Source organism: Jiella avicenniae (assembly GCF_021390325.1).
In the GTDB taxonomy this organism is placed as follows: Bacteria; Pseudomonadota; Alphaproteobacteria; order Rhizobiales; family Rhizobiaceae; genus Jiella; species Jiella avicenniae.
The window spans coordinates 60964-81188 of the sequence record NZ_JAJUWU010000008.1 but is presented as its reverse complement, the minus strand read 5'-3'; the positions used below and the strand labels follow the sequence as shown (position 1 = coordinate 81188).

Here is a 20225-nt window from a genome sequence, read left to right as displayed (position 1 = left end):
TCCCCACACCGCAAATCGGCCTATCGCATGATCGTGACCAAAAATCGATCAGTGGTCGCGATCGCGTGCCTTTTTCGGTGTCCCCTATGTCGATCAAATTAGCGACGTTCTCTTAAGGAGACGTTAATAAGCGGGCAGGCTTGCCCGAGGCTGGCCGATCACCCCTCGCCCAGCGCTGCCAGGATGCGCGCCCAGGAGCGCTGGCCCTTGTGGAAGGACGACATCTCGTACTTCTCGTTCGGCGAGTGGATGGCGTCGTCGGCCAGGCCGAAGCCGACCAGCAGCGATTCCATGCCGAGCCGGTTCTTGAACTCGCCGACGACGGGGATCGAGCCGCCCATGCCGATCATCACCGCCGGGTTCGGCCATTCGTCGGACAGCGCCGTCCGAACCTTCTGAAGCACGGGAGAATCGAATGGCAACTGGATCGCCGGCGAGCCGCCATGGGGATGGAATTCGACGCTGCAGTCCGCCGGCAGCCGGTCCTCCACGAACTGGCGGAAGGCGGCGCGGATCTTGTCCGGATCCTGCGAGAACACCAGCCGGAACGACACCTTCGCCGTCGCCTGTGCCGCGATGACGGTCTTGAACCCCTCGCCGGTATACCCGCCGGAAATGCCGTTCACCTCTGCCGTCGGCCGCGACCACGTTTGCTCGAGCACCGAGCGGCCGGTCTCGCCGGCGGGCACTTTCAGCCCGACTTCGCCGAGGAAGGATTCATCCGACAGTCCAAGCCCTTCCCAGCTTTTCTTGACGTCCTCCGGCAGCTCCTCGACGCCGTCATAGAAGCCGGGAATGGTGATCTTTCCCGCGTCGTCGCGCATGTCGGCGAGGATCTTCGCCAGGACGTGGATGGGGTTTCGCGCCGCGCCGCCGTAATAGCCGGAGTGAAGGTCGCGGCTGGCGGCCTTGACGACGATCTCCTCGCCGACGAGGCCTCTGAGGCCGGTCGAGATCGCCGGCGTATCGCGGTTCCACATATTGGTGTCGCAGACCAGCGCCACGTCGGCGGAAAGCTCCTCCCGGTTGGCGTCGAGAAACGGGTTGAGCGAGGGCGAGCCGGATTCCTCCTCGCCCTCAAGGAAGATCGTCACGCGGCAGGGCAATCCGCCGGTCTCCGCCTTGAAGGCGCGGCAGGCCTCGATGAAGGTCATCAACTGGCCCTTGTCGTCGGCCGAACCCCTGGCGACGATGCGCTTCGTCCCGTCCGGCATCGTCTCGACCACCGGCTCGAACGGGCCGGTCTTCCACTCGGAGACCGGATCGACGGGCTGGACGTCGTAGTGGCCGTAGAAGAGGACGTGGGGCGATCCGTGCGGGCCGTCGTGATGGGCGACGACCATCGGATGGCCCGGCGTCTCGCGCACGGCGGCTTCGAAGCCGATGGCGCCGAGATCGCCGGCGAGAAACTCCGCCGCCAGACGGCACTGCTCGCCATAGGCCGGATCGGTCGAGATCGAGGGGATGCGCAGAAGCGCGCTCAGCCGCTCGACGGAGCGGTCGAGATTGAGATCGAGGCAGCCGAGAACGCTGTCGAGATCGGCCATGACGATTCCTTTCAGACAAAATGGCGCTTGGGCTCCGTGGTATCGGTTCGGCGGCGCCGTCCGCAAGCGCTCTTCACCGAACGAAAATCTCGCCGCGACGTTGCGCCCTGCCCCGATCCGGCTATGTTCCGCGGCACTGGCGTCCGCATCGTCGCGGAGCCTCTCCTTTCGTTTCCCGGGACCTTCTGCGATGAAATACCGTCCGCTCGGCCGCACCGGCCTGTCCGTCAGCGAGATCTGCCTCGGCACCATGACCTGGGGCTCGCAGAACACGGAAGCCGAGGCGCACGCCCAGATGGATCTCGCCGTCGAAATGGGCGTGAACTTCTTCGACGCCGCCGAAATGTATCCGACGACGCCCGCAAAGGCCGAGACGGTCGGCCTGACGGAAGAGCTCATCGGCACCTGGTTTGCCGCCAACGGCCGGCGCGAGGACGTCGTGCTCGCCTCCAAGATCACCGGCAAGGGCAGCGCGCTGGTCCGCGACGGCGAGCCGATCACCGCCGATTCGGTGCGCCGCGCCCTCGACGCAAGTCTGAAGCGGCTCAAGACCGACCGGATCGACCTCTACCAGTTGCACTGGCCCAATCGCGGCTCCTACCATTTCCGCCAGAACTGGACCTACGATCCGAGCGGCCAGATGCCGGACGCGGCGAAGGCCAATATCGAGGAGGTGCTCGACGAGCTCGGCGAACAGGTGAGGGCCGGCAAGATCCGCCATGTCGGGCTCTCCAACGAGACCGCCTGGGGGGTCATGCAATTCACCCGGATCTCGGAGCGGGACGGCACGCCCCGCGTCGCCTCGATCCAGAACGAATATTCGCTGATGCACCGGATCTTCGATCTCGATCTCGCCGAGACAGCGGTCAACGAGGAGGTCGGCCTTCTGGCCTATTCGCCGCTGGCCGCGGGCCTCCTCACCGGCAAGTACACGGCCGGCGCCGTTCCGCCGGGATCGCGCGGGGCGATCAACAAGGGCCTCGGCGGGCGCCATACGGAATACGCCACGCTCGTCGCCGACGAATATTGCGAAGTGGCGAGAAAGCACGAACTCGATCCGGCACAGATGGCGATCGCCTTCGCGCTCACCCGTCCCTTCATGACGTCGGTGATCATCGGCGCCACCGATCTCGACCAGCTGAAGACGAACATCGGCGCGGCCGAGGTCGAGCTGTCCGACGACGTGATGGCCGACATCGCGGCCGTCTATCGCCGCCATCCGCTGCCGCTGTAACCGCCCCGGGGCGGAACCGAAACGGTTTCGCCCCTTCCGATTCGGCCGCCTGCGACTGAACCGGCATTTCCCTTGATGGGACGCATGGCGCAAGGACGGGCCGACCGTCCGGCAGAGCGCCCGCAGCGTCCCGCCGATTTCAGGTTTTCCGGTGACCGACGAACCGACGTCCCTGCCCTCCGCCACGACACCCGCGCCGACCGTCCCCGAAGCGCCCCACGGCGAGGACCGCTTCGCCGCCTTCCGCAACCGGCGCTTCCTGCTTTACTGGCTGTCCCGGTTCGCCGCGACCTTCGCGACGCAGGTCGTCGTCGTATCCGTCGGCTGGCAGATCTATGCCTTGACGAACGACCCGTGGGACCTCGGACTCGTGGGTCTCTGCCAGTTCGCCCCGGCCTTCTTTCTGGTTCTCGTCACCGGCACCGCCGTCGATCGGTATTCGCGCCGAATGATCATGGCCATCGCCGTGGCCATCGAGGGCCTCGGCGCAGTGGCGCTCGTCGCGTTGACCTATCACGGACTGGTCACACCGGTCCCGATCTTCGCCATCCTGTTCGTCTTCGGCATCGCCCGCGCCTTCTTCGGCCCGGCTTCGAGTTCGCTGGTCGTCAACCTCGTCAGCCGGGACGAACTCGCCAACGCGATCGCCTGGAATTCGTCTTCCTGGCAGATCGCGGCGATCGTCGGACCGGCCGCCGGCGGTCTCCTCTACGGCGTCTCCGCGCTGGTCGCCTATGGCGTCGGTGCGGCGCTGTTTCTCCTTTCCGCGATCTTCGCCCTCGTGATCGAGGCGCCTTCCCACCGCCGCTCCAGCGAACCGGCGAGCATGGAGACGATCGTCGCCGGCTTCCGCTTCATCTGGAGCGAGCCGATCGTCCTCGGGGCGATCTCCCTCGACCTCTTTGCGGTCCTTCTCGGCGGCGCCGTCGCGCTAATGCCGGTCTATGCCCGCGACGTCCTCGATGCCGGTCCCCTCGCCCTCGGCGTCCTGCGGGCGGCGCCGGCCATCGGGGCGCTGCCGATGGCGCTCTACCTCGCCGCCTATCCGATCCGCAATCACGCCGGCGCGATCATGTTCGTCTTCGTCGGACTGTTCGGAGCCTTCACCATGATGTTCGGCCTGTCGACGGTCATCTGGATCTCGGTGCCGGCGCTGATGTTGATGGGCGCTTCCGACATGATCAGCGTCTATGTCCGCGAGACGCTGATGCAGCTGTGGACGCCGGATGACGTGCGCGGCCGGGTCAACGCGGTCAACAACATGTTCATCGGCGCCTCGAACGAACTCGGCGAGTTCCGCGCCGGCGGCATGGCGCGGCTGATCGGCGCGGTGCCGGCCGTCGTGGTCGGCGGAGCCGCCACGGTCGGCGTCGCCGCGCTCTGGGCGTGGATGTTTCCGCAGTTGAGGAAGGCCCAGAGACTGGCGCGCGATTGACGCCGTCAGGAGCTCGCACTGCGGCGCCGCGCCATCACCCGCCCTCATGCTGCCGGCAACCGTCGCACTGCGGCCGCTGACGGCCCGGTGGGACGACCGCGGCCGCCCCATCCACGAGAAGGCGGGTCCATAAGCTCGAAGGCGCGCACCGCCCTTGCAGAGCCGCGAACGCGCTTCCCCTGGCACGCCGGGCGAACGGCGAGCGGTCGCCGCGCCTACTCTTCCGCCACCTCGACCGGGCAGGGAACGCCCTCACGCCGGCATTTGTGCTGATAGGTATAGGCCCAGAAAGCGGGATTGCGGCCGCTTGCCGCGATCCGGGCGATCAGCGCCTCGATGAATTCGCGCTTGGCGGCAGCCCCGCCGTGATGCGGGAAGGAGTCCTTCTCCGCCTTGGTCATCGAACAGCCGATGCAGCGGCCCTGGCGCTTGTATTTGCACACGTCGATGCAGGGCGAAGGGGCGCTTTCCCAGACGGCCTCGTCGTCCGGGAGCTGCGCCGGATCGGAAGCCGACGTCATGAGAGGGCGACGTGCTCCGTCGTCATCGGGATTCCCAGGCTCTGCGACAGGAAGGGCCGGTTTTCGACGAGATCGGCGATCGAAAATCGCTCCAGCGTCGACAGAAAGGCGTCGAGCGCCTGGCGCAGAGCCGCATTGAGTTCGCACTGGAAGACGAGAGGGCAGTCGGTGACGCCGCCGTCGAAACACTCCGCCATCACGAAGTTCTCTTCTATCAGCACCACGACCTCGCGGAGATTGATGGTGCTCGCCGGACGGCCGAGCCTGATTCCGCCGTTGCGGCCACGGACGGTCTCCACCAGACCCGAGGAAACCAACGGCTGCAGGATCTTGAACATGAAGGGTTCCGGGGCGGCGTAGGAGCGCGCCACGTCTCCGAGCTTGCTGAGCTGACCCGGATTGGTGGCGAGATACATCAGGATCCGGATGGCATAGTTGGTCTGCCGGGTGAGGCGCATCTGCGAGTACCCTTTTCATCGAGCGGCATTCGCCGCTCCTCCTCCTGACCCTTCAACTAAGGTCTTTTTAGAGCAATTAAAAGGTAGAAGGCAAATTCGCTTGTGAACTCCTGGACGCACCCGCGCTTCTCCGGGCCTGCGACCATCTCGACCGGCCCGGCACCGCACCCCGCCCTCGCCCGCAACGTGACCTGACGGGCGAGCCCGGCGAATCCAGCCGGCCCGAGGACAACGGCCCCGGACACCGACGACGGGTGCATATTCCCTTTCGTAAGCTTATCGGCTATCCACCGCGAACCAACCGAGAGGGGAAATGACCGTGTTGCGTAGACTGGCCGCCGTGCTCTGTATTTCGCTCGCTTCGACCGCCGCCTCGGCGCAGGAGTTCGATCTGAGATTTTTCCAGACGCTGTCGACGGAGTTTCGTGGCGGCGACATGCGCCTCGACGTCTATAATGGCGGACCGAAGAACGACATGACGCATCTGGCGCCGGCCGAGGACGTGTCCGGCCAGTACTGGCGGCTGACGCCGGCCGGCAACGGCTATTACAAACTCTCGACGATGTTCCGCGGTCGCGGCATGTGTCTCGACGTCTTCAATGGCGGCCAGCGGAACAACCAGGTGCATCTGGCGCCCTGCGGCAACTATTCGGGCCAGTTCTGGCGGTTTTCGCCCGAAGGTGACGCCTATCGCCTGACCACGCAGTTTCGCGGGCCGAACATGTGCCTCGACATCTTCAACGGCGGCCCCGACGACAACGAGCCGCATCTGACCCGCTGCGCCAACTATTCCGGCCAGTTCTGGCAGGTCTCGCCGACCTGGAAGGAAGTGCGGTAAGGCACCGCTGCGACCTCCCGTCGAAGCGCTGGCGGGCCGCTCGGCCCGCTTGCGGTGGCCGCGCGGCGAACGGGCGCGGTCGGCCCTGCGGCGACCCGGGCGTTCAGTCGCGGAAGATCGCGTCGCCCTGCTCGTCGATGACCTGCTCGGCCTTGCGCAGGGCGAACCGGGTCGCGTCGTCCTTCGACGGGAAGAGGTCCGCCCTGATCATCCGGTGGGATTTCACGGCGCCGCCGATCTCCTTCTCGATCAGTGCCGCGAGTCGGAACTGGCCGCCCTCCGGAATCGGCGTCGCCTTGATGGTGAAGCCGGCATGCTCCCGCGTCTCGGTGATCGTCGGCTTGGCGGAAGCCGCGTCGGTCGCCTGGCCGGAGCCGCCGAAGAGCTTCTTCAAAAAGGACATTGGGTCTCCTCGTTCGTGCTGCGGCATTCCGGTCCGTGGCACAGGCCGGGTGCGGAGCCCGGACGGTGATCCTCGCCGACGCACCGCCACGGCGAGGCTCGTCCGGCAATGGTTCTTCAGCAGCCGCCGATGTCGCCGGACGGCATGTCGCCGGCTGGCGCGTCAGCTATAGTCGGAAAGCGTAATGGCGAGGCCCGCGACGAATGTGGGCGTCAGCATCGCCTCGGTCCGGACGTCGGTCACCCGGCGATAGCCGAGCGGCGCCGGCTCCAGAAACACGCGGGTTTCCAGCCTTACCGCATCGATCACCCACAGCTCCCTGACACCGAACGCGGCGTAGATCGACGCCTTGCGGCCGCGGTCGTAGGCAAGGCTGGAATCGCCTACTTCGATGGCGAGAAGGGAGCTGGGGCCATTCAGCCCCTCAAGAGCGGCAGGATTGTCGTAGACGACGAAGTCCGGTTCGACGAACGTGTCCTCTGAGAGGCGAAAGGTCGTCTCGGGGGTGAAGGCCAAAGGCTCCGGCAGCTTGCGCGCCAGTTGCATCATGACGAAGGTCTTCAACCGTTCGTGACGAATGCCCTTGGCCGACATCGGCACCAACTCCCCGCCGATCAGTTCCACGCGCTCCTTCGCATCCATGATGCCGGCCCGAACCATCGCCTCGATCTCGGCGACGGTGAAACGCCGCCGAGGGAGCCCTTCGGCCGCCTGGGTGGTCCCGGGGACCGGTCGCTCGAAAGTCTGCGGAACCGGTTCGTGATGTTCTCTCAACGCGCTCATGGAAGCATCATAGCACGAGTAGAAACGAAAGTGATCGGGAGCAGCGGGTCATGCTTCCAATTGGCAGTGACGTGACGACTGGGCCGACGACTGACTGAAGAGCCTTGAAACGCATGAAACCCGGACCGTGTCCGGGTTTCGAGAAGAATGCAGATTTTCAGACAACGCCTCAACTGTCGAGGAAGCTCCGCAGTTTGCGCGACCGGCTCGGGTGCTTCAGCTTCCGCAGCGCCTTCGCCTCGATCTGACGGATGCGCTCGCGCGTCACGGAGAACTGCTGGCCGACCTCTTCGAGGGTGTGGTCGGTGTTCATGCCGATGCCGAAGCGCATGCGCAGGACGCGTTCCTCGCGCGGCGTCAGCGAAGCGAGGACGCGCGTCGTCGTCTCGCGGAGGTTGCCCTGGATCGCCGCGTCGATCGGCAGGATGGCGTTCTTGTCCTCGATGAAGTCGCCGAGATGGGAATCCTCCTCGTCGCCGACCGGCGTTTCGAGGGAGATCGGCTCCTTGGCGATCTTCAGGACCTTGCGGACCTTTTCGAGCGGCATGGCCAGCTTCTCGGCAAGCTCCTCCGGCGTCGGCTCGCGGCCGATCTCGTGCAGCATCTGGCGCGAGGTGCGGACGATCTTGTTGATCGTCTCGATCATGTGCACCGGGATGCGGATCGTGCGGGCCTGATCGGCGATCGAGCGGGTGATCGCCTGGCGGATCCACCAGGTCGCATAGGTCGAGAACTTGTAGCCCCGGCGGTACTCGAACTTGTCGACCGCCTTCATCAGGCCGATGTTGCCCTCCTGGATGAGATCCAGGAACTGCAAGCCGCGATTGGTGTATTTCTTGGCGATCGAGATGACGAGCCGAAGGTTCGCCTCGACCATCTCCTTCTTGGCCTGCCGCGCCTCGGCCTCGCCCTTCTTGACCATCTGGACGATGCGGCGGAACTCGACGATCTCGAGACCGGTCTCGGTGGCGAGGTTCTGGATCTCCTGACGGAGATTCTTGATCCCGTCCTTGTCGTTCTGGACGAATTTCAGCCAGCCCTTGCCGGACAGATTGGCGACGTGGCGGGTCCAGTTCGGATCTAGCTCGGAGCCCTGATACTCGCGCAGGAAGTCGTCGCGCTTGACGCCGTGGGATTCGGCGAGGCGCAACAGTCGGCCCTCGTTGCCGACCAGCCGCTTGTTGATGTCGTAGAGCTGGGCGACCAGCGCGTCGATGCGGTTCTGGTTGAGCGACAGGCTCTTCACCGCGGCGACGAGGTCTTCCTTCAGCTTCTTGTAGGAGCGCTCCTGGCTCGGCGAGAGCGTGCCCTGTGCCGCGAGCCGGTTCTCGACCTGCTGGTCCTGGAGTTTGCGCAGCCGCCGATAGCCGTCGGCGATCTGGTCGAAGATCTCCATGACCTGCGGCTTGATCTCGGCTTCCATCGCGGCAAGCGACAGGTTGTTTTCGAGATCGTCTTCGTCGTCCTCGTCCTCGCCGCCGGCCGACTGCTCTTCGCCGTTGCCGTTCAGGCGATCGTTGCCCGCACCGTTGACGCCGGGCGCAGAAGCGCCCTCGCCGGTCGGCTGGGCCGACGGGGTCTTCGCCTCCGGTCCGGCATAGGTCGCTTCGAGATCGACGATCTCGCGCAACATGATGTTGCCTTCGTTGAGTTCGTCGCGCCAGATGATGATGGCCTGGAACGTGAGCGGGCTTTCGCACAGCCCGGCGATCATCGTTTCGCGGCCGGCCTCGATGCGCTTGGCGATGGCGATCTCGCCCTCGCGCGACAGGAGTTCGACCGAGCCCATCTCGCGCAGATACATCCGCACGGGGTCGTCCGTGCGGTCGCCTGCCTCGCGCTTCGGCGCAGCAGCGACCTGGGTCGAGCCGGTTTCGGCGACCTCGGTCGATTCGGACTCGTTCGACGCCTCTTCCTCGCCGCCTTCCTCGTCGTCCTCGACGACATTGATGCCCATGTCGTTGAGCATGGCCATCATGTCCTCGATCTGCTCCGACGTCACGTCGTCGGAGGACAGCATCGAGTTCAGCTTGTCCATGGTCACGAAGCCGCGCTTTTTCGCGGCCTTGATCATCTTCTTGACGGCGTCGTCCGAAAGGTCGAGCAGCGGTCCGTCCGGCGTATTGTCGTTACGCTCCTCGACGGCTGCTTCGCTTTCCTTGGCCTTTGTCGCCATACGTTTCATTCTCCAGTTCGCATACCCTTCGGGCGATCCCCTCGAGGACGAGGATGGCCGCCACGCTGCGACCCTTCGGGTCACCATATGCGGCATTTGCCGTTAACGACGGCTTAACCATAAACTGACCCCCGTTCGACGGCGGACGTCCCATGGTTTTGCCGGAAGGCGCATCTAAGAAGGCGCAGTTCCGCAATCTTTCAAGCAGGCAGGTCGAATAGTTTGCCGTCTCGACCGAACGGATATGTTCTGTCAAGCATTTATGCGCAATGCCTTGCGACGATCTGATCACGTTTCGCCAATTCGACGGGTCGACTTGGTTCCCCTGCGTGGTCCTCAGATGGCCTTCATCGGGCGTCCCGACAAGAGGCCGAAGCCGTCGATCAACGCTTCGGTGCCGTCGACGCGCTCGATCTCGCCCTTGATTTCCATGATATGGGCATAGGCCGCTTCCGTCGGCTCGCGGCCGAAGACTTCCTCGGCATGCCGCAATTCGCGTTTCAGCGCGAGGAACCGGTGCTGGAGGTGCAGCATCTGGCGCAGCGCCTCGCGGGCGTCCTCGAAGGCTGCCTCGGCGAGCACCGGCCAGAGACGCACGGCCTTGAGCTTCGCCTCGAAGGCGAAGAACAGCGATTCGGCGCCGTGCCGGCGAAGTTCGACGAGGAGTTCGTCGCGGTCTCTGGGCGGATTGGTCGCATGGGCGTCGAGCACGGCCGATCGCAGCCGCGACAGATCGCCCCTGGCGAGATCGAGGCCCGCGAAGACCTCGAACTCCTCCTCCATCAGAAGCGGGTGATTGACGAAGCCGACGACGATGGCGATCTCCCGCAGGGAAGGCGCGGAGCCGCCCGCGGGCGAAGCGAGGCGCGAGCGAGCCAGGCGGTCGGAGATCGCCGCGCGGCCCGGTTGCTGGCCCCTGCCCGGCTTGCCGTCGCGCCGGCCGTAGCCGCCGCGGGCGTTGCCCTTGTCCTGCCAGCCGCCGCGCTGGGATCGGCCCACCGACGTTCCGGTTCCGAAGAAGCTCGAGAGCCGCGCCGAGAGATCGTCGAGATAATGCCGGCGCACCGCCTCGTCGCCGATCGTCCGGTAGAGGCCCTTCAACCGGTGCTCCAGTTCGGCGCGCCGCTCGGGCGTGTCGAAGCTGCCCCCCTGGGTCTCGCGCATGAAGACCAGATCGGCCAGCGGCCGGGCGGCCGACAGCACCGCCGCGAAACCCTCCGGGCCGCCGTCGCGAACGAGATCGTCCGGGTCCTTGCCTTCGGGCAGGAGCGCAAATCGCAGCGAGCGGCCGGGCTTCAGCGCCGGCAAAGCCAACTCGGCCGCGCGGTTGGCCGCCTTCAGCCCGGCCGCGTCGCCGTCGAAGCACAGGATCGGCTCACCGGCCACGCGCCAGAGGAGGTCGAGCTGGCGCTCGGTCATCGCCGTGCCGAGCGGCGCGACGGCGTTGGCGAAACCCGCCTGAGCCAGCATGATGACGTCCATGTAGCCCTCGACGAGGACGACGGTGCCTGCTTCCCGGGCCGCACGCCGCGCCTTGGCGAGGTTGAACAGCATCTCGCCCTTGTGGAAGACGTCGGTCTCCGGCGAGTTGAGGTATTTCGCCTGGGCGTCGGCGGCCATCGCCCGGCCGCCGAAGGCGACGACCCGCTCGTTGACGTCGTGGATCGGAAACATGATCCGGTCGCGGAACCGGTCGTAGGAGACGGCAATCCCCTCGCCATGGACGACGAGCCCGGCCCCCTCGATCTCCTCCCGGCCGAAGCCCTTGGCCGCCAGATGCTCCTTCAGCCGGTTGCGGGAATTCGGCGCGAAGCCGAGGCCGAAGCCGGCTTGCGTGCGCGCCGTCATGCCGCGATCGCGCAGATAGGCTCTCGCCTTGGCGCCGTCGGCGTCGTGGAGCTGCTGGGAGAAGAAGCTCGCGGCCTCGGCCAGCGCCTCGACGAGGGTGCCGCGCCGCGCCTCGCGCGCCTCGGCCTGCGGATCGCGCTCGGGCATTGGAAGCCCGGCCTCGGCGGCCAGCCGCTCCACGGCTTCGGGAAAGGCAAGTCCCTCGAGTTCGGTCAGGAAACGGAAGTGATCTCCCGACACGCCGCAGCCGAAACAGTGATAGCGCCCCTTGCGGTCCTCGCAGTGGAAGGACGGCGTCTTCTCGCCGTGGAACGGGCAGCAGGCCCAGAAGTCGCCACGGCCGGGCTGCGACTTCTTGCGATCGAAGGTGACGCGTCGGCCGATCACCTCGGAAATCGGCACCCGGTCTCTGATCTCGTCGAGGAAGGATGGTGGAAAGCGCATGAGACTTTCAAATGGTGGCCCAACGGCGAGCGGTAGCACAGGCCATAGCCGATTTGGTGCAGCATCGGCACGTTGTCACCGACTTTCACCGGACGGGCAGCAACCGGACGACACGGCGAATGTGATCTGACCCTTTCCGTCAGCAGGCGATCGCACGAACGTGGCCAGCGGCACCGTAAGCGAGGATGGCTCTGTCGCGCGTCAAGACCGTCAGCCCCCGTTCTCGGGCGCTGGCGATCAGGATGCGATCCATCGGGTCGCCATGCACCGATCCCGGCAGAAACGACGCGGCGACGAGGATCGTCGGCGTGACGGCCTCCACGGTGACGCCCGCGACGCGGACGAATTCCTCGAACCATCGATCGGCGGGCATGCTGGCCGGCAACCGGCCCTTCGCCACCAGCATCCCGAGTTCCCAGGCGGTCATCACCGAAACCCGGATGCCGTTCCCGGACCTCCGGGCTTCTTCGATCGCATTCTCCGCCGCGGCCGAAACGCCGACGCCTTGGGAGAGCCAGATGACGGCGCAGGTGTCGAGAAGCAGCGGCGGTTCAGGCTTCGTCATACGCTCCGGCCCATTCGGCATCCGCGGGCTCGGTCAGATCCACGCCGTCCAGAAGCGTGAGCGTGCCGCTCATACAGCCGAAGATGCGGTCTCGTCCCGGCGCCGCGCCGGCATCCGCATTCTCGGCCTCGGGTCCCGGACCGTCTTTTGCTCTTGTGGTCCGCGCCGGGAACTTCGCAGGATCGATGCGGCGAAAGGTCAGCCGTTCGGCGGCGATATCGACCGCCTCGGTGGCATAGCCCGCCCTCAGCCACTGATGCGTCATGACGTTGTTGTTCGGGTTGTTGCTCCACCAGGCGCGATTGGCCTTGGAGGGGGGGAGCGGAAAATTGAGAATGTGCTCGATCTCGCGGAACGTCATCGCGATCCGAGTTTCGCTTCGGGCGCCGAGATGGATCCCCAAGGGATCATATTTGCTCATGGCAGTCTCCCACTCATCGTCTCGGCAAGATAGATACACACTCACACAAGCATTGTCGAAGTGTGTTTTTCGAGTGGCGCCGAATTCACGGTCGGGGAGCCGAGCCGAGAGGCCGGATCAAGTCGTGCTGCACGGGACCTTCCGGGCGTGGAATCGGCAAGGCGCGTTGCTGCGGTTCAGCCTGCCGCTACATCCCGGTCACCTCCAGACCTTTCCTTCCACGATGATCCGATGCTGCAAGCCCTGACCGCCATCCTGCTCTGCCAACTCGCCGGCGAGACGATCTCGGCCGCGAGCGGCCTGCCCTTGCCCGGACCGGTAATCGGGATGGTGATCCTGTTCGCCGTTCTGGTGATCCGCAAGGGCGTCCCGCGAGACATCGGCGTCGTCGGCGACGCGCTGCTCGCCAATCTTTCGCTGCTCTTCGTGCCCGCCGGCGTCGGCATCATGCAGCATGCGGCCCGGCTGGAAGACGAGGCGGGAGCCGTCGTCGCCGCCCTCGTCGGCTCAGCGCTGGTGACGATCGCCGTGACCGCCTTCGTCATGAACCGCCTCGGACCGGGGCGCGGCGCCGGTCAGTCGCGATCGAACGAGGCGGAGAGCGGAGGAGAGCGAGGATGATGCCCGAGACGCTGTCCGACATCTGGGTCTATCTCGCGGCGAGCCCGCTCCTCGCGCTGACGATCACCCTCGTCGTCTATCAGGGCGCCCAATGGCTCTACGGCCGGGCCGGCCGACCGGCGCTGCTCAACCCCGTGCTCATCTCCGTCGTCTGCCTCGTCGCCATCCTGGCTGCGACCGGCACCCCCTATCAAACCTATTTCGAGGGAGCGCAGTTCATCCACTTTCTGCTCGGCCCGGCGACCGTGGCTCTGGCGATCCCGCTCTACCGGCAGTTCGAGAAGGTTAGGCGCAGCGCCGTCGCCGTCCTCGCCAGCCTCCTGCTCGGTTCGATGACGGCGATGGGGACGGCGCTCGGCATCGGCTGGCTGATGGGGCTCGACCAAGTCAGCCTGGTTTCGCTGGCTCCGAAATCCGTCACCGCGCCGGTCGCCATGGGCATCGCCGAAAAGCTCGGCGGCCTGCCGTCGCTGACCGCGGTCTTCGTCATCCTCACCGGCATTCTCGGCGGGGCGCTGGGCCCGGCCCTTCTCGATCGAATGAAGATCGGCGATCCGGCGGCGCGGGGCTTTGCCCTCGGCACCGCGTCGCACGGCATCGGCACGGCGCAGGCGCTGCAGGAGAGCGAAGTCGCGGGTGCCTTTTCGGGCCTCGCCATGGGGCTGAACGCCCTGGCCACGGCGATCCTCCTGCCACTGATCTGGTCGTTCTTCGGCTGATCGGCGACCGTCATGGACGCATTGCAGACCGATCTCGGGCCTGCAAGCAGATAACCCGGCTGATGCAAAACATCAAAAAACGAATTCATCTACTTGACTTATATGGATTTTAGACAATTCCTGATCGCGTCCTGAGAGAAAACTTGTCTTCGGGTCCTTCCTCCTCGGCGATCCTTGCCGGGAAGACGACAAGGATCCGACCATGGCCGACACCACCGACCGCCTCGCCCTACCCTACATCCTCGCCGACCAGGCCCAGAAGCACGTCACCCACAACGACGGGCTGGTCCGGCTCGACGCCCTCGTCCATCTCGCCGTCCTCGACCGCGACCGGACCGAGCCTCCCGCAGCGCCTTCGGCTGGGGATCGGCACATCGTCGCGGCGGAAGCCTCGGGCGAATGGGCGGGACGCGGCGGAACCGTCGCCGTCTGGCAGGACGGCGTCTGGATGTTCCTCGAGCCCCAGGCCGGGTGGCGCGCCTGGTGCATCGCGGACGAAGCGCTGCTGGTTCACGACGGCGACGGTTGGGCACCGGCGATGCTCGGCCCGACGGATTTCGCCGGCGGCGCCCTCTCCCGCCTCGGCGTCAACACCGCGGCCGACGATTTCAACCGGGTCGCAATCAAGACCTCTGCCCTCCTCGTCAGCCACGACGACGCCTCGGGCAGCGGCAACGGCAGCGTCCTCGGCACCTTCAACAAGGAGGACGCGGGCAAGGATGCCGGCTTCAACTTCCAGAGCGGCTGGTCGACCCGCGCCCTGATGGGGCTCTATGGCGACGAGGATTTTCGCATCAAGGTCTCGCCGGACGGCGCAGCCTTTCACGACGCGCTGGCGATCGACCGGACGACCGGGCGGGTGAGCTTTCCCAAGACGGGTTCGATCGGCGCCATCGCGAGCGGCCTGTTCCACAAGGCCGACGCAGGCAGCGTCGCCTTCGCCCGGACCGGCAGCGGGACGCTGGAGTTGAAGGCCGGCAGCTACGTCGAGGTCGCCGGCTTCGTGCATGGCTTCGCCGCCCCGACATCGGTGCAGATGCCGGCCCTTGCGGCCGGAACCGACTACGCGGTCTACGTCTGCTCGGACGGGACGGTGCGTGCGGATGCGGGCCTCGTCGCCCCCGCCGGTTTCACGGCTGCCGACAGCCGCAAGATCGGCGGCTTTCACTACGCCGCCGGCGGCAATGCGCCAGGCTACAACGCCGGCGGCGACACCACCCCGCAAATCAACCCCTACAGCCTGTGGGATCTCAAATGGCGTCCGGCCTGCGCGGATCCGCGGGGCATGGCGCTGGTCGCAGGACGTTTCTGGTGCGACGTCTATCTGACGGGTGTCGACGCGGGCCTGTACGGCTCGTCACGCTCCGGCGTGGCCGTCGCGACCGGCGCGGCTCCGCCCAAGATCCCCGTGGCCTTCGGCGGCGACGGCACGGCGACGTACGGCTCGTTCACCTGGTACGAGGCGGTCGAACTCCTGGCATCGGTGGGCAAGGGACTGCTCGACTACGACGATTACGTCGTGGCGGCCTTCGGCACCACGGAGGCCGCGACACGCGGCAACAATCCTTTCACGACGGGGCTCGGAACGACCAACGCCGGGTCCACCAATTCCGACCAGAAATTCACCTCGATCTGGGGCATCATCCAGTCATCGGGCTGCTACTACACCTGGGGAAAGGGGTTCGGTGGATCTTACACCACCGGGTGGAGCGAGAATTCCGAGGGGCGCGGGCAGATGGTCAGTCAGCCCTCGGCGCTTTTGCTGGGCGCCAACTACGCCGACGGGGCTCGTGGCGGTTCGCGTACGGCGGCGTGGAACAACCCGCCATGGACGTCGGTCGGATTTTTCGCCAGCCGCGGCCGGTGCGAGCATCTGGCTCACCTTTGAGAGGCCGTCGGAACCGCAACCTTCGAAGGGCGAGCGACGCCGCGATCCGCAGGCGCCTGAGGAACTCCCTCCTCAGCGCACGATCCGGTCGACGAACCAGCGCGTCAGCCGGGTCCAGACCTCGTCCTTCTCGATCTGGTCCTCGACGCCGTGCTCGAGGTTGGGATTGTCGTTGACCTCGATGACGAAGACGCCGTCGTCGGTCTCCTTCAGGTCGACGCCATAGAGCCCGTCGCCGATGCAACGGGCGGCCCTGAGGCCGGCGTCGAGCACGTGCGGCGGCGTTTCGCCGAGGGAGAAGGTCTTGAAGCCGCCTTCCAGCGGCCTGCCGCCGGTCTCGTGATTGATGATCTGCCAGTGGCTCTTGGCCATCAGATACTGGACGGCGAAGAGCGGTTCGCCGCCCAGAACGCCGATCCGCCAGTCGAACTTCGTCGGCATGAACTTCTGGGCGATCAGCAGATCGCTGTCCTCCAGCCAGGCGCCGGCGAGCTTTTCGAGCCCGACGAAATCGTCGACCTTCTTGACCCCGCGCGAGAAGGAGCCGTCCGGGATCTTCAGCACCATCGGAAAGCCGAGTTCGTCGGCGGCGCGCTTGAGATCCTCGCGTCCGGCGATCATCAGGCCGGGCGGACAGGCGACGGCGTTCGCCGCCATCAGCTCGTTCAAATAGACCTTGTTGGTGCAGCGGATCATCGAGATCGGGTCGTCGATGACCGGCATCCCCTCCTGCATCGCGCGGCGCGCGAAGCGATAGGTGTGGTTGGAGATCGACGTCGTCTCGCGGATGAACAGGGCGTCGAAATTCGCCAGCCGCGGCAGATCCTTGCGGGTGATCGGCTCGACGTCGACGCCGAGCCGGGCGGCGACCCGCGCCCAATGCTTCAGCGTCTCGACGGAAGACGGCGGCAATTCCTCGCGCGGGTCGTAGAGCGTGGCGAAGGTGTATTTCGCCGGGGTCTTGGTCTTGGCCGCCCGCCATTCCCGCCCGGTGTAGCGCTCCATCGAGGCATAAAGGCGCGACATCTCGCCGTCGTCGAGCTTTCCGAGCGGCGAAAAGCCGATCCGACGGATCGTCGGCGTCGCCGCATGGGGCTCCAGGTGAATGTCGAGGGCCGGGGCGCGGAACCAGTCGAAGACCAGCTTGGCGAAGCGCTCCAGCCGGTGATCGCCCGAATAGCCGAAATAGACGCGGATCGGAGAGGCCGGCGCCTCGCCCTTGTCGCAGGCCTTGCGAAGCACCGAATCGAGTTCCGGCAGGGCGTTTTCGTAGAGCTTCTTCTCCGACAGATCGATCATCGTCTCGACCGACGGGATGATGCGGTGGCCGCGCGCCTCGGCCAGCAGCGAGGCGTAGTAGCCGCGGCTCTGATAGGCGTAGGAGCGGGAGAGATTGATGATCTTCGGCCGCTGGCCGCGAAACAGCGCCGGACGGGCGAGATAGTCCCGGCTGGTCATCACCTTGTGCGGGGTGGCGCTGTTGTCGAGTTCGGCCAGGCGGCCGACGAGGACGACCCATTGGGACATGAAGACGCGTCAGCTCCGTCGGGGCGAGAGAAAAACCGCTGCCCTGAGGCTCGCCTTGCCGAACCGGGCCATCTTGTCGAAGGTCTGATAGGGCAGCGGCAGGTAGGCCGCGTCCGCAATGGATTCGCCCCGCTCGTCGGCGACCCAGGGATCGTGGATGATGATGTGCCGCCCGTCGTCGCCATGGGCGAGCACCCAGTGCGGCACCTTCTTGGCGAACATGTGGTAGCCCGAGACGAGAACGATGGCGGTGCCGCCCCGCCCGAGATGGGCGCGCAGCGTGTCCAGCGTGAAGGGTTCGATCACCGTCGGAATCTCGTATTGCACCGCCCGTCGGCGAAAGTCTTCCTGAGCGAGCGCCATGACCTTCTGCTTCTCGAGGCTCCGGACGCCTTCGAGAAACAGATCGCCGGCCTGGGAGACGTGGATCGCGGCATCGAGGCCGAATTCGTGGGCCGTGACCGCGAGGCCGAAGGGATCGCAGCCGCCGGGCCCCGACATCATGAAGATCGTCGTCGCCTCGCGCCAAAGCCGGATTTCCATCACAGGGTCGAGCTGAAAACCCTCGACGTCGCGGGCCATCGCCATCATCAGGCAGCACGAGCCGCAGGTGAAATCGGTGGTCTGCTCGTAATAGGGAACGCCCGTGTCGAACGGCTTGTCGCCACGCAGCGTCTTTTCGAAGCGGAGCGCCGGCATGTGATCGGCATAATAGTCGAGATAGCGGCCGATCGGCCGAAAGCCTTCCAGGCGGTAGAGTCTGATCGCCCGTTCGTTGTCCTCGCGGACCTCGAGTCTGAGGCAGACCCGGTCCCTTTCGAAGGCCGCCGTTTCGGCGCCCTTGAGCAGCGCCCGGCCGATGCCCTGGCCGACCGACGTCGCCGACACGGCGATCGAATAGAGCCGCGCGAGAGCCGTGCCCCGGCGGAACAGCAGCGCCGCATAACCGAGAAGCTCGCCGCCGGCGTGATCCTCCGCGACGAGGATCAGCGCACTGGATGATCCGAGAAGGCTCTTGAACGAGCGCCGGGTGATCCGGTCGGAAACGAAGACCGCCTCTTCAAGGGCGACCAGCGAATCGACGTCCTCGGCGACCGCCGGACGCAGGACGAAACGCGGCGCGGCGGCGGGAGACGATTCAGGCTGACTGGAGGGGACGCCGGAGGCGCGCATGGTGGCGGGTTGCCCGGGAAATTCGATCGATCGACGACGCCCTTATGCACCCGCGCCCGGGCAAAAGCGATGACGAATTTTGCCTCGCCAAGACGCAGTTCGAAACGCTCGGACCCATGCCACCACCGATCCCCGGTTCTCCCTTCGGCAAGGCGCAGGGCCGTCTCCCGCCGTCGCAGCCTCCAGCCAAGCGACAGCATGGCGCGCTAAGCTCCGCGCCGATCCTCCATGCTGCGGCGGCCTCGCGAGGCGGCAGTAAGGACCGGCATTCGACAACCCGACGGATGGAACGACCCTTGACGACGTCTCTTGAGACCCTGGCAGGCCAGGTCCCGATCAACAACGCCCCGATCGAGATCATCGCCTTTTATCTCGGCGACCAGCAGTTCTGCGTGCGCACCACCTCGATCCGCGAGATCCGCGGCTGGGCGAAGTCGACGCCGCTGCCCCATGCCTCGCCCGAAGTGATGGGCATGATGAATCTCCGCGGCGCCGTGATCCCGGTGATCAACACCGCGCGCAAGCTCGGTCAGGGGTGGTCGACGCCGACCGAACGCAGCGCCATCGTCGTCGCCGAACTGGACGGGGCCATCTTCGGCCTGATGGTCGACCGGGTGTCGGACATCCTCACGCTCGACCAGTCGATGATCCAGCCGGTGCCGGAAATGACTTCCGGCTACGACAAGGGCTTCGTCGAAGGCATCTTCGCCCATCAGGGCGAGATGATCTGCTTCCTCAATCTCGACCGGATGTTCTCCGAGCCGGGCAAGGCCGACTTCTTCTGATCCCGGGCGGGGAGCCGGCACCTCGCCCCCATGGACGCGGCGCCCATCCCGAGGCGCCGCGATCCTCGACGACGGCAGCCTCTCAGCCGCGGCCGACGAAGGGCATCTGGTTGGCCATCACCGTCATGGTGAAGACGTTCGCGTCGAGCGGCAGGCTGGCCATGTAGGCGACGGCGCGGGCGATGTGCGCCGTATCGATCGTCGGTTCGGGCTTCATCGAGCCGTCGGCCTGCATCACGCCGCCGGACATCTTGGCCGTCATCTCGCTCGCGGCATTGCCGATGTCGATCTGGCCGACGGCGATGTCGAACCTGCGCCCATCGAGCGACGCCGACTTGGTGAGCCCGGTGATGGCGTGTTTCGTCGCGGTATAAGGGGCCGAGTTCGGCCGCGGCGTTGTCGCCGAGACCGAGCCGTTGTTGATGATCCGCCCGCCTCGCGGCTTCTGCGCCTTCATCATCCGGAAGGCCTCCTGGATGCAGAAGAACGAGCCGGAGAGATTGGCGCCGATGGCCTTGTTCCATTCCTCGACGGGCAGATCCTCCAGCGGCACCGACGGCGAGGAAACACCGGCATTGTTGACGAGGAGATCGAGCCGTCCGAACTTTTCGCCGACGGTGCGGAAGAGAGATGCCACCGCCTCCCGGTCCGAGACGTCGCAGGCGACGGCGTGGACCGACCCGGCGTCGATCTCCTTCGCCGCGTCCTCCAGGACGCCGGCGCGCCGTCCGGTGATCACCACCTGAAAGCCTTCGCCGACGAGCGCCCTGGTGATCGCCTTGCCGACGCCGGTTCCCCCGCCGGTCACCAGCGCAATCTTGTCTGCCATGTGATCCTCC

19 protein-coding genes are annotated in these 20225 nt (G+C 66.0%); 7 read left to right on the top strand and 12 right to left on the bottom strand.

The genetic code is table 11. From position 1 onward, the window contains the following. Nucleotides 1–158: 158 nt before the first annotated feature. On the bottom strand, nt 159–1547 hold the full coding sequence (locus LZD57_RS09375; RefSeq protein ID WP_233719356.1) for a M20/M25/M40 family metallo-hydrolase: 1389 nt from the start codon (nt 1545–1547) through the stop codon (nt 159–161). 190 nt (nt 1548–1737) lie between these two features. On the opposite strand from LZD57_RS09375, the gene LZD57_RS09370 reads away from it, so the two are divergent. Continuing rightward, entirely contained in the window at nt 1738–2781 is a 1044-nt protein-coding gene (locus tag LZD57_RS09370) for an aldo/keto reductase (protein WP_233719355.1), read from the top strand. Nucleotides 2782–2953: 172 nt separating this feature from the next. After that, nucleotides 2954–4216, top strand: coding sequence for an MFS transporter (locus tag LZD57_RS09365; RefSeq protein ID WP_233719519.1), 1263 nt, complete (start codon nt 2954–2956; stop codon nt 4214–4216). 215 nt (nt 4217–4431) lie between these two features. Here LZD57_RS09365 and LZD57_RS09360 read toward each other — a convergent pair whose 3' ends face one another. Both LZD57_RS09360 and rirA read right to left on the bottom strand, forming a co-directional pair. Beyond that, entirely contained in the window at nt 4432–4737 is a 306-nt protein-coding gene (locus LZD57_RS09360) for a DUF1289 domain-containing protein (protein ID WP_233719354.1), read from the bottom strand. Next, nucleotides 4734–5195, bottom strand: coding sequence for an iron-responsive transcriptional regulator RirA (gene rirA, locus LZD57_RS09355; RefSeq protein ID WP_233719353.1), 462 nt, complete (start codon nt 5193–5195; stop codon nt 4734–4736). The genes LZD57_RS09360 and rirA overlap by 4 nt, the downstream gene beginning before the upstream one ends. 322 nt (nt 5196–5517) lie before the next feature. Here rirA and LZD57_RS09350 point away from each other — a divergent pair, with 322 nt between their 5' ends. Then, nucleotides 5518–6033: an RICIN domain-containing protein gene (locus LZD57_RS09350; RefSeq protein WP_233719352.1), complete on the top strand. Its 516-nt coding sequence runs from the start codon at nt 5518–5520 to the stop codon at nt 6031–6033. Nucleotides 6034–6136: 103 nt separating this feature from the next. Here the strand turns inward: LZD57_RS09350 and LZD57_RS09345 are convergent, their stop codons facing one another. The 6 genes from LZD57_RS09345 to LZD57_RS09320 form a co-directional block, all read right to left on the bottom strand. After that, nucleotides 6137–6436: an HlyU family transcriptional regulator gene (locus tag LZD57_RS09345; RefSeq protein WP_233719351.1), complete on the bottom strand. Its 300-nt coding sequence runs from the start codon at nt 6434–6436 to the stop codon at nt 6137–6139. Between the two features lie 162 nt (nt 6437–6598). After that, the gene (locus LZD57_RS09340; protein WP_233719350.1) at nt 6599–7096 is read right to left on the bottom strand and encodes a Uma2 family endonuclease; all 498 of its coding nucleotides are present in this window, start codon (nt 7094–7096) and stop codon (nt 6599–6601) included. Between the two features lie 292 nt (nt 7097–7388). Next, nucleotides 7389–9395 (bottom strand): RNA polymerase sigma factor RpoD, encoded by a 2007-nt coding sequence (rpoD, locus tag LZD57_RS09335; protein ID WP_233719349.1) that lies wholly within the window; start codon nt 9393–9395, stop codon nt 7389–7391. Between the two features lie 336 nt (nt 9396–9731). After that, a complete protein-coding gene (gene dnaG / locus LZD57_RS09330) occupies nt 9732–11687 on the bottom strand; it encodes a DNA primase (RefSeq protein ID WP_233719348.1) in 1956 nt (651 codons plus the stop codon). A gap of 139 nt (nt 11688–11826) precedes the next feature. Further along, nucleotides 11827–12252, bottom strand: coding sequence for a type II toxin-antitoxin system VapC family toxin (locus LZD57_RS09325; RefSeq protein WP_233719347.1), 426 nt, complete (start codon nt 12250–12252; stop codon nt 11827–11829). After that, nucleotides 12239–12673, bottom strand: a complete 435-nt coding sequence (locus tag LZD57_RS09320) for a DUF7662 domain-containing protein (RefSeq protein WP_233719346.1) — start codon at nt 12671–12673, stop codon at nt 12239–12241. Before LZD57_RS09320 ends, LZD57_RS09325 begins: the two co-directional genes overlap by 14 nt. Nucleotides 12674–12904: 231 nt before the next feature. Here LZD57_RS09320 and LZD57_RS09315 point away from each other — a divergent pair, with 231 nt between their 5' ends. The 3 genes from LZD57_RS09315 to LZD57_RS09305 all read left to right on the top strand — a co-directional run bounded on the left by LZD57_RS09315 (nt 12905) and on the right by LZD57_RS09305 (nt 15901). Continuing rightward, nucleotides 12905–13294: a CidA/LrgA family protein gene (locus tag LZD57_RS09315; RefSeq protein ID WP_233719345.1), complete on the top strand. Its 390-nt coding sequence runs from the start codon at nt 12905–12907 to the stop codon at nt 13292–13294. Then, nucleotides 13294–14013 carry an LrgB family protein gene (locus tag LZD57_RS09310; RefSeq protein ID WP_233719518.1) on the top strand — a complete coding sequence of 240 codons (720 nt, stop codon included), beginning with the start codon at nt 13294–13296 and terminating at the stop codon, nt 14011–14013. Before LZD57_RS09315 ends, LZD57_RS09310 begins: the two co-directional genes overlap by 1 nt. A 202-nt stretch (nt 14014–14215) precedes the next feature. Continuing rightward, complete coding sequence (locus LZD57_RS09305; protein WP_233719344.1) at nt 14216–15901, top strand: DUF2793 domain-containing protein; 1686 nt, start codon at nt 14216–14218, stop codon at nt 15899–15901. Nucleotides 15902–15973: 72 nt separating this feature from the next. Here LZD57_RS09305 and LZD57_RS09300 read toward each other — a convergent pair whose 3' ends face one another. Both LZD57_RS09300 and LZD57_RS09295 read right to left on the bottom strand, forming a co-directional pair. Further along, nucleotides 15974–17428, bottom strand: a complete 1455-nt coding sequence (locus LZD57_RS09300; protein ID WP_233719343.1) for a RimK family protein — start codon at nt 17426–17428, stop codon at nt 15974–15976. Nucleotides 17429–17437: 9 nt separating this feature from the next. Next, nucleotides 17438–18601, bottom strand: coding sequence for a peptidase C39 family protein (locus LZD57_RS09295; protein WP_233719342.1), 1164 nt, complete (start codon nt 18599–18601; stop codon nt 17438–17440). A gap of 296 nt (nt 18602–18897) precedes the next feature. Here LZD57_RS09295 and LZD57_RS09290 point away from each other — a divergent pair, with 296 nt between their 5' ends. Further along, nucleotides 18898–19386, top strand: coding sequence for a chemotaxis protein CheW (locus LZD57_RS09290; protein WP_233719341.1), 489 nt, complete (start codon nt 18898–18900; stop codon nt 19384–19386). An 82-nt stretch (nt 19387–19468) separates the two neighbouring features. Here the strand turns inward: LZD57_RS09290 and LZD57_RS09285 are convergent, their stop codons facing one another. After that, nucleotides 19469–20215 carry an SDR family oxidoreductase gene (locus LZD57_RS09285; protein ID WP_233719340.1) on the bottom strand — a complete coding sequence of 249 codons (747 nt, stop codon included), beginning with the start codon at nt 20213–20215 and terminating at the stop codon, nt 19469–19471. Nucleotides 20216–20225: the final 10 nt, after the last annotated feature.

Coding starts and splice junctions, on each gene's coding strand:
- LZD57_RS09375 (WP_233719356.1), bottom strand. CDS start 1,547: ATGGCCGATCTCGACAGCGTTCTCGGCTGCCTCGATCTCAATCTCGAC.
- LZD57_RS09370 (WP_233719355.1), top strand. CDS start 1,738: ATGAAATACCGTCCGCTCGGCCGCACCGGCCTGTCCGTCAGCGAGATC.
- LZD57_RS09360 (WP_233719354.1), bottom strand. CDS start 4,737: ATGACGTCGGCTTCCGATCCGGCGCAGCTCCCGGACGACGAGGCCGTC.
- rirA (WP_233719353.1), bottom strand. CDS start 5,195: ATGCGCCTCACCCGGCAGACCAACTATGCCATCCGGATCCTGATGTAT.
- LZD57_RS09345 (WP_233719351.1), bottom strand. CDS start 6,436: ATGTCCTTTTTGAAGAAGCTCTTCGGCGGCTCCGGCCAGGCGACCGAC.
- LZD57_RS09340 (WP_233719350.1), bottom strand. CDS start 7,096: ATGGTTCGGGCCGGCATCATGGATGCGAAGGAGCGCGTGGAACTGATC.
- rpoD (WP_233719349.1), bottom strand. CDS start 9,395: ATGGCGACAAAGGCCAAGGAAAGCGAAGCAGCCGTCGAGGAGCGTAAC.
- dnaG (WP_233719348.1), bottom strand. CDS start 11,687: ATGCGCTTTCCACCATCCTTCCTCGACGAGATCAGAGACCGGGTGCCG.
- LZD57_RS09325 (WP_233719347.1), bottom strand. CDS start 12,252: ATGACGAAGCCTGAACCGCCGCTGCTTCTCGACACCTGCGCCGTCATC.
- LZD57_RS09320 (WP_233719346.1), bottom strand. CDS start 12,673: ATGAGCAAATATGATCCCTTGGGGATCCATCTCGGCGCCCGAAGCGAA.
- LZD57_RS09315 (WP_233719345.1), top strand. CDS start 12,905: ATGCTGCAAGCCCTGACCGCCATCCTGCTCTGCCAACTCGCCGGCGAG.
- LZD57_RS09310 (WP_233719518.1), top strand. CDS start 13,294: ATGCCCGAGACGCTGTCCGACATCTGGGTCTATCTCGCGGCGAGCCCG.
- LZD57_RS09305 (WP_233719344.1), top strand. CDS start 14,216: ATGGCCGACACCACCGACCGCCTCGCCCTACCCTACATCCTCGCCGAC.
- LZD57_RS09300 (WP_233719343.1), bottom strand. CDS start 17,428: ATGTCCCAATGGGTCGTCCTCGTCGGCCGCCTGGCCGAACTCGACAAC.
- LZD57_RS09295 (WP_233719342.1), bottom strand. CDS start 18,601: ATGCGCGCCTCCGGCGTCCCCTCCAGTCAGCCTGAATCGTCTCCCGCC.
- LZD57_RS09285 (WP_233719340.1), bottom strand. CDS start 20,215: ATGGCAGACAAGATTGCGCTGGTGACCGGCGGGGGAACCGGCGTCGGC.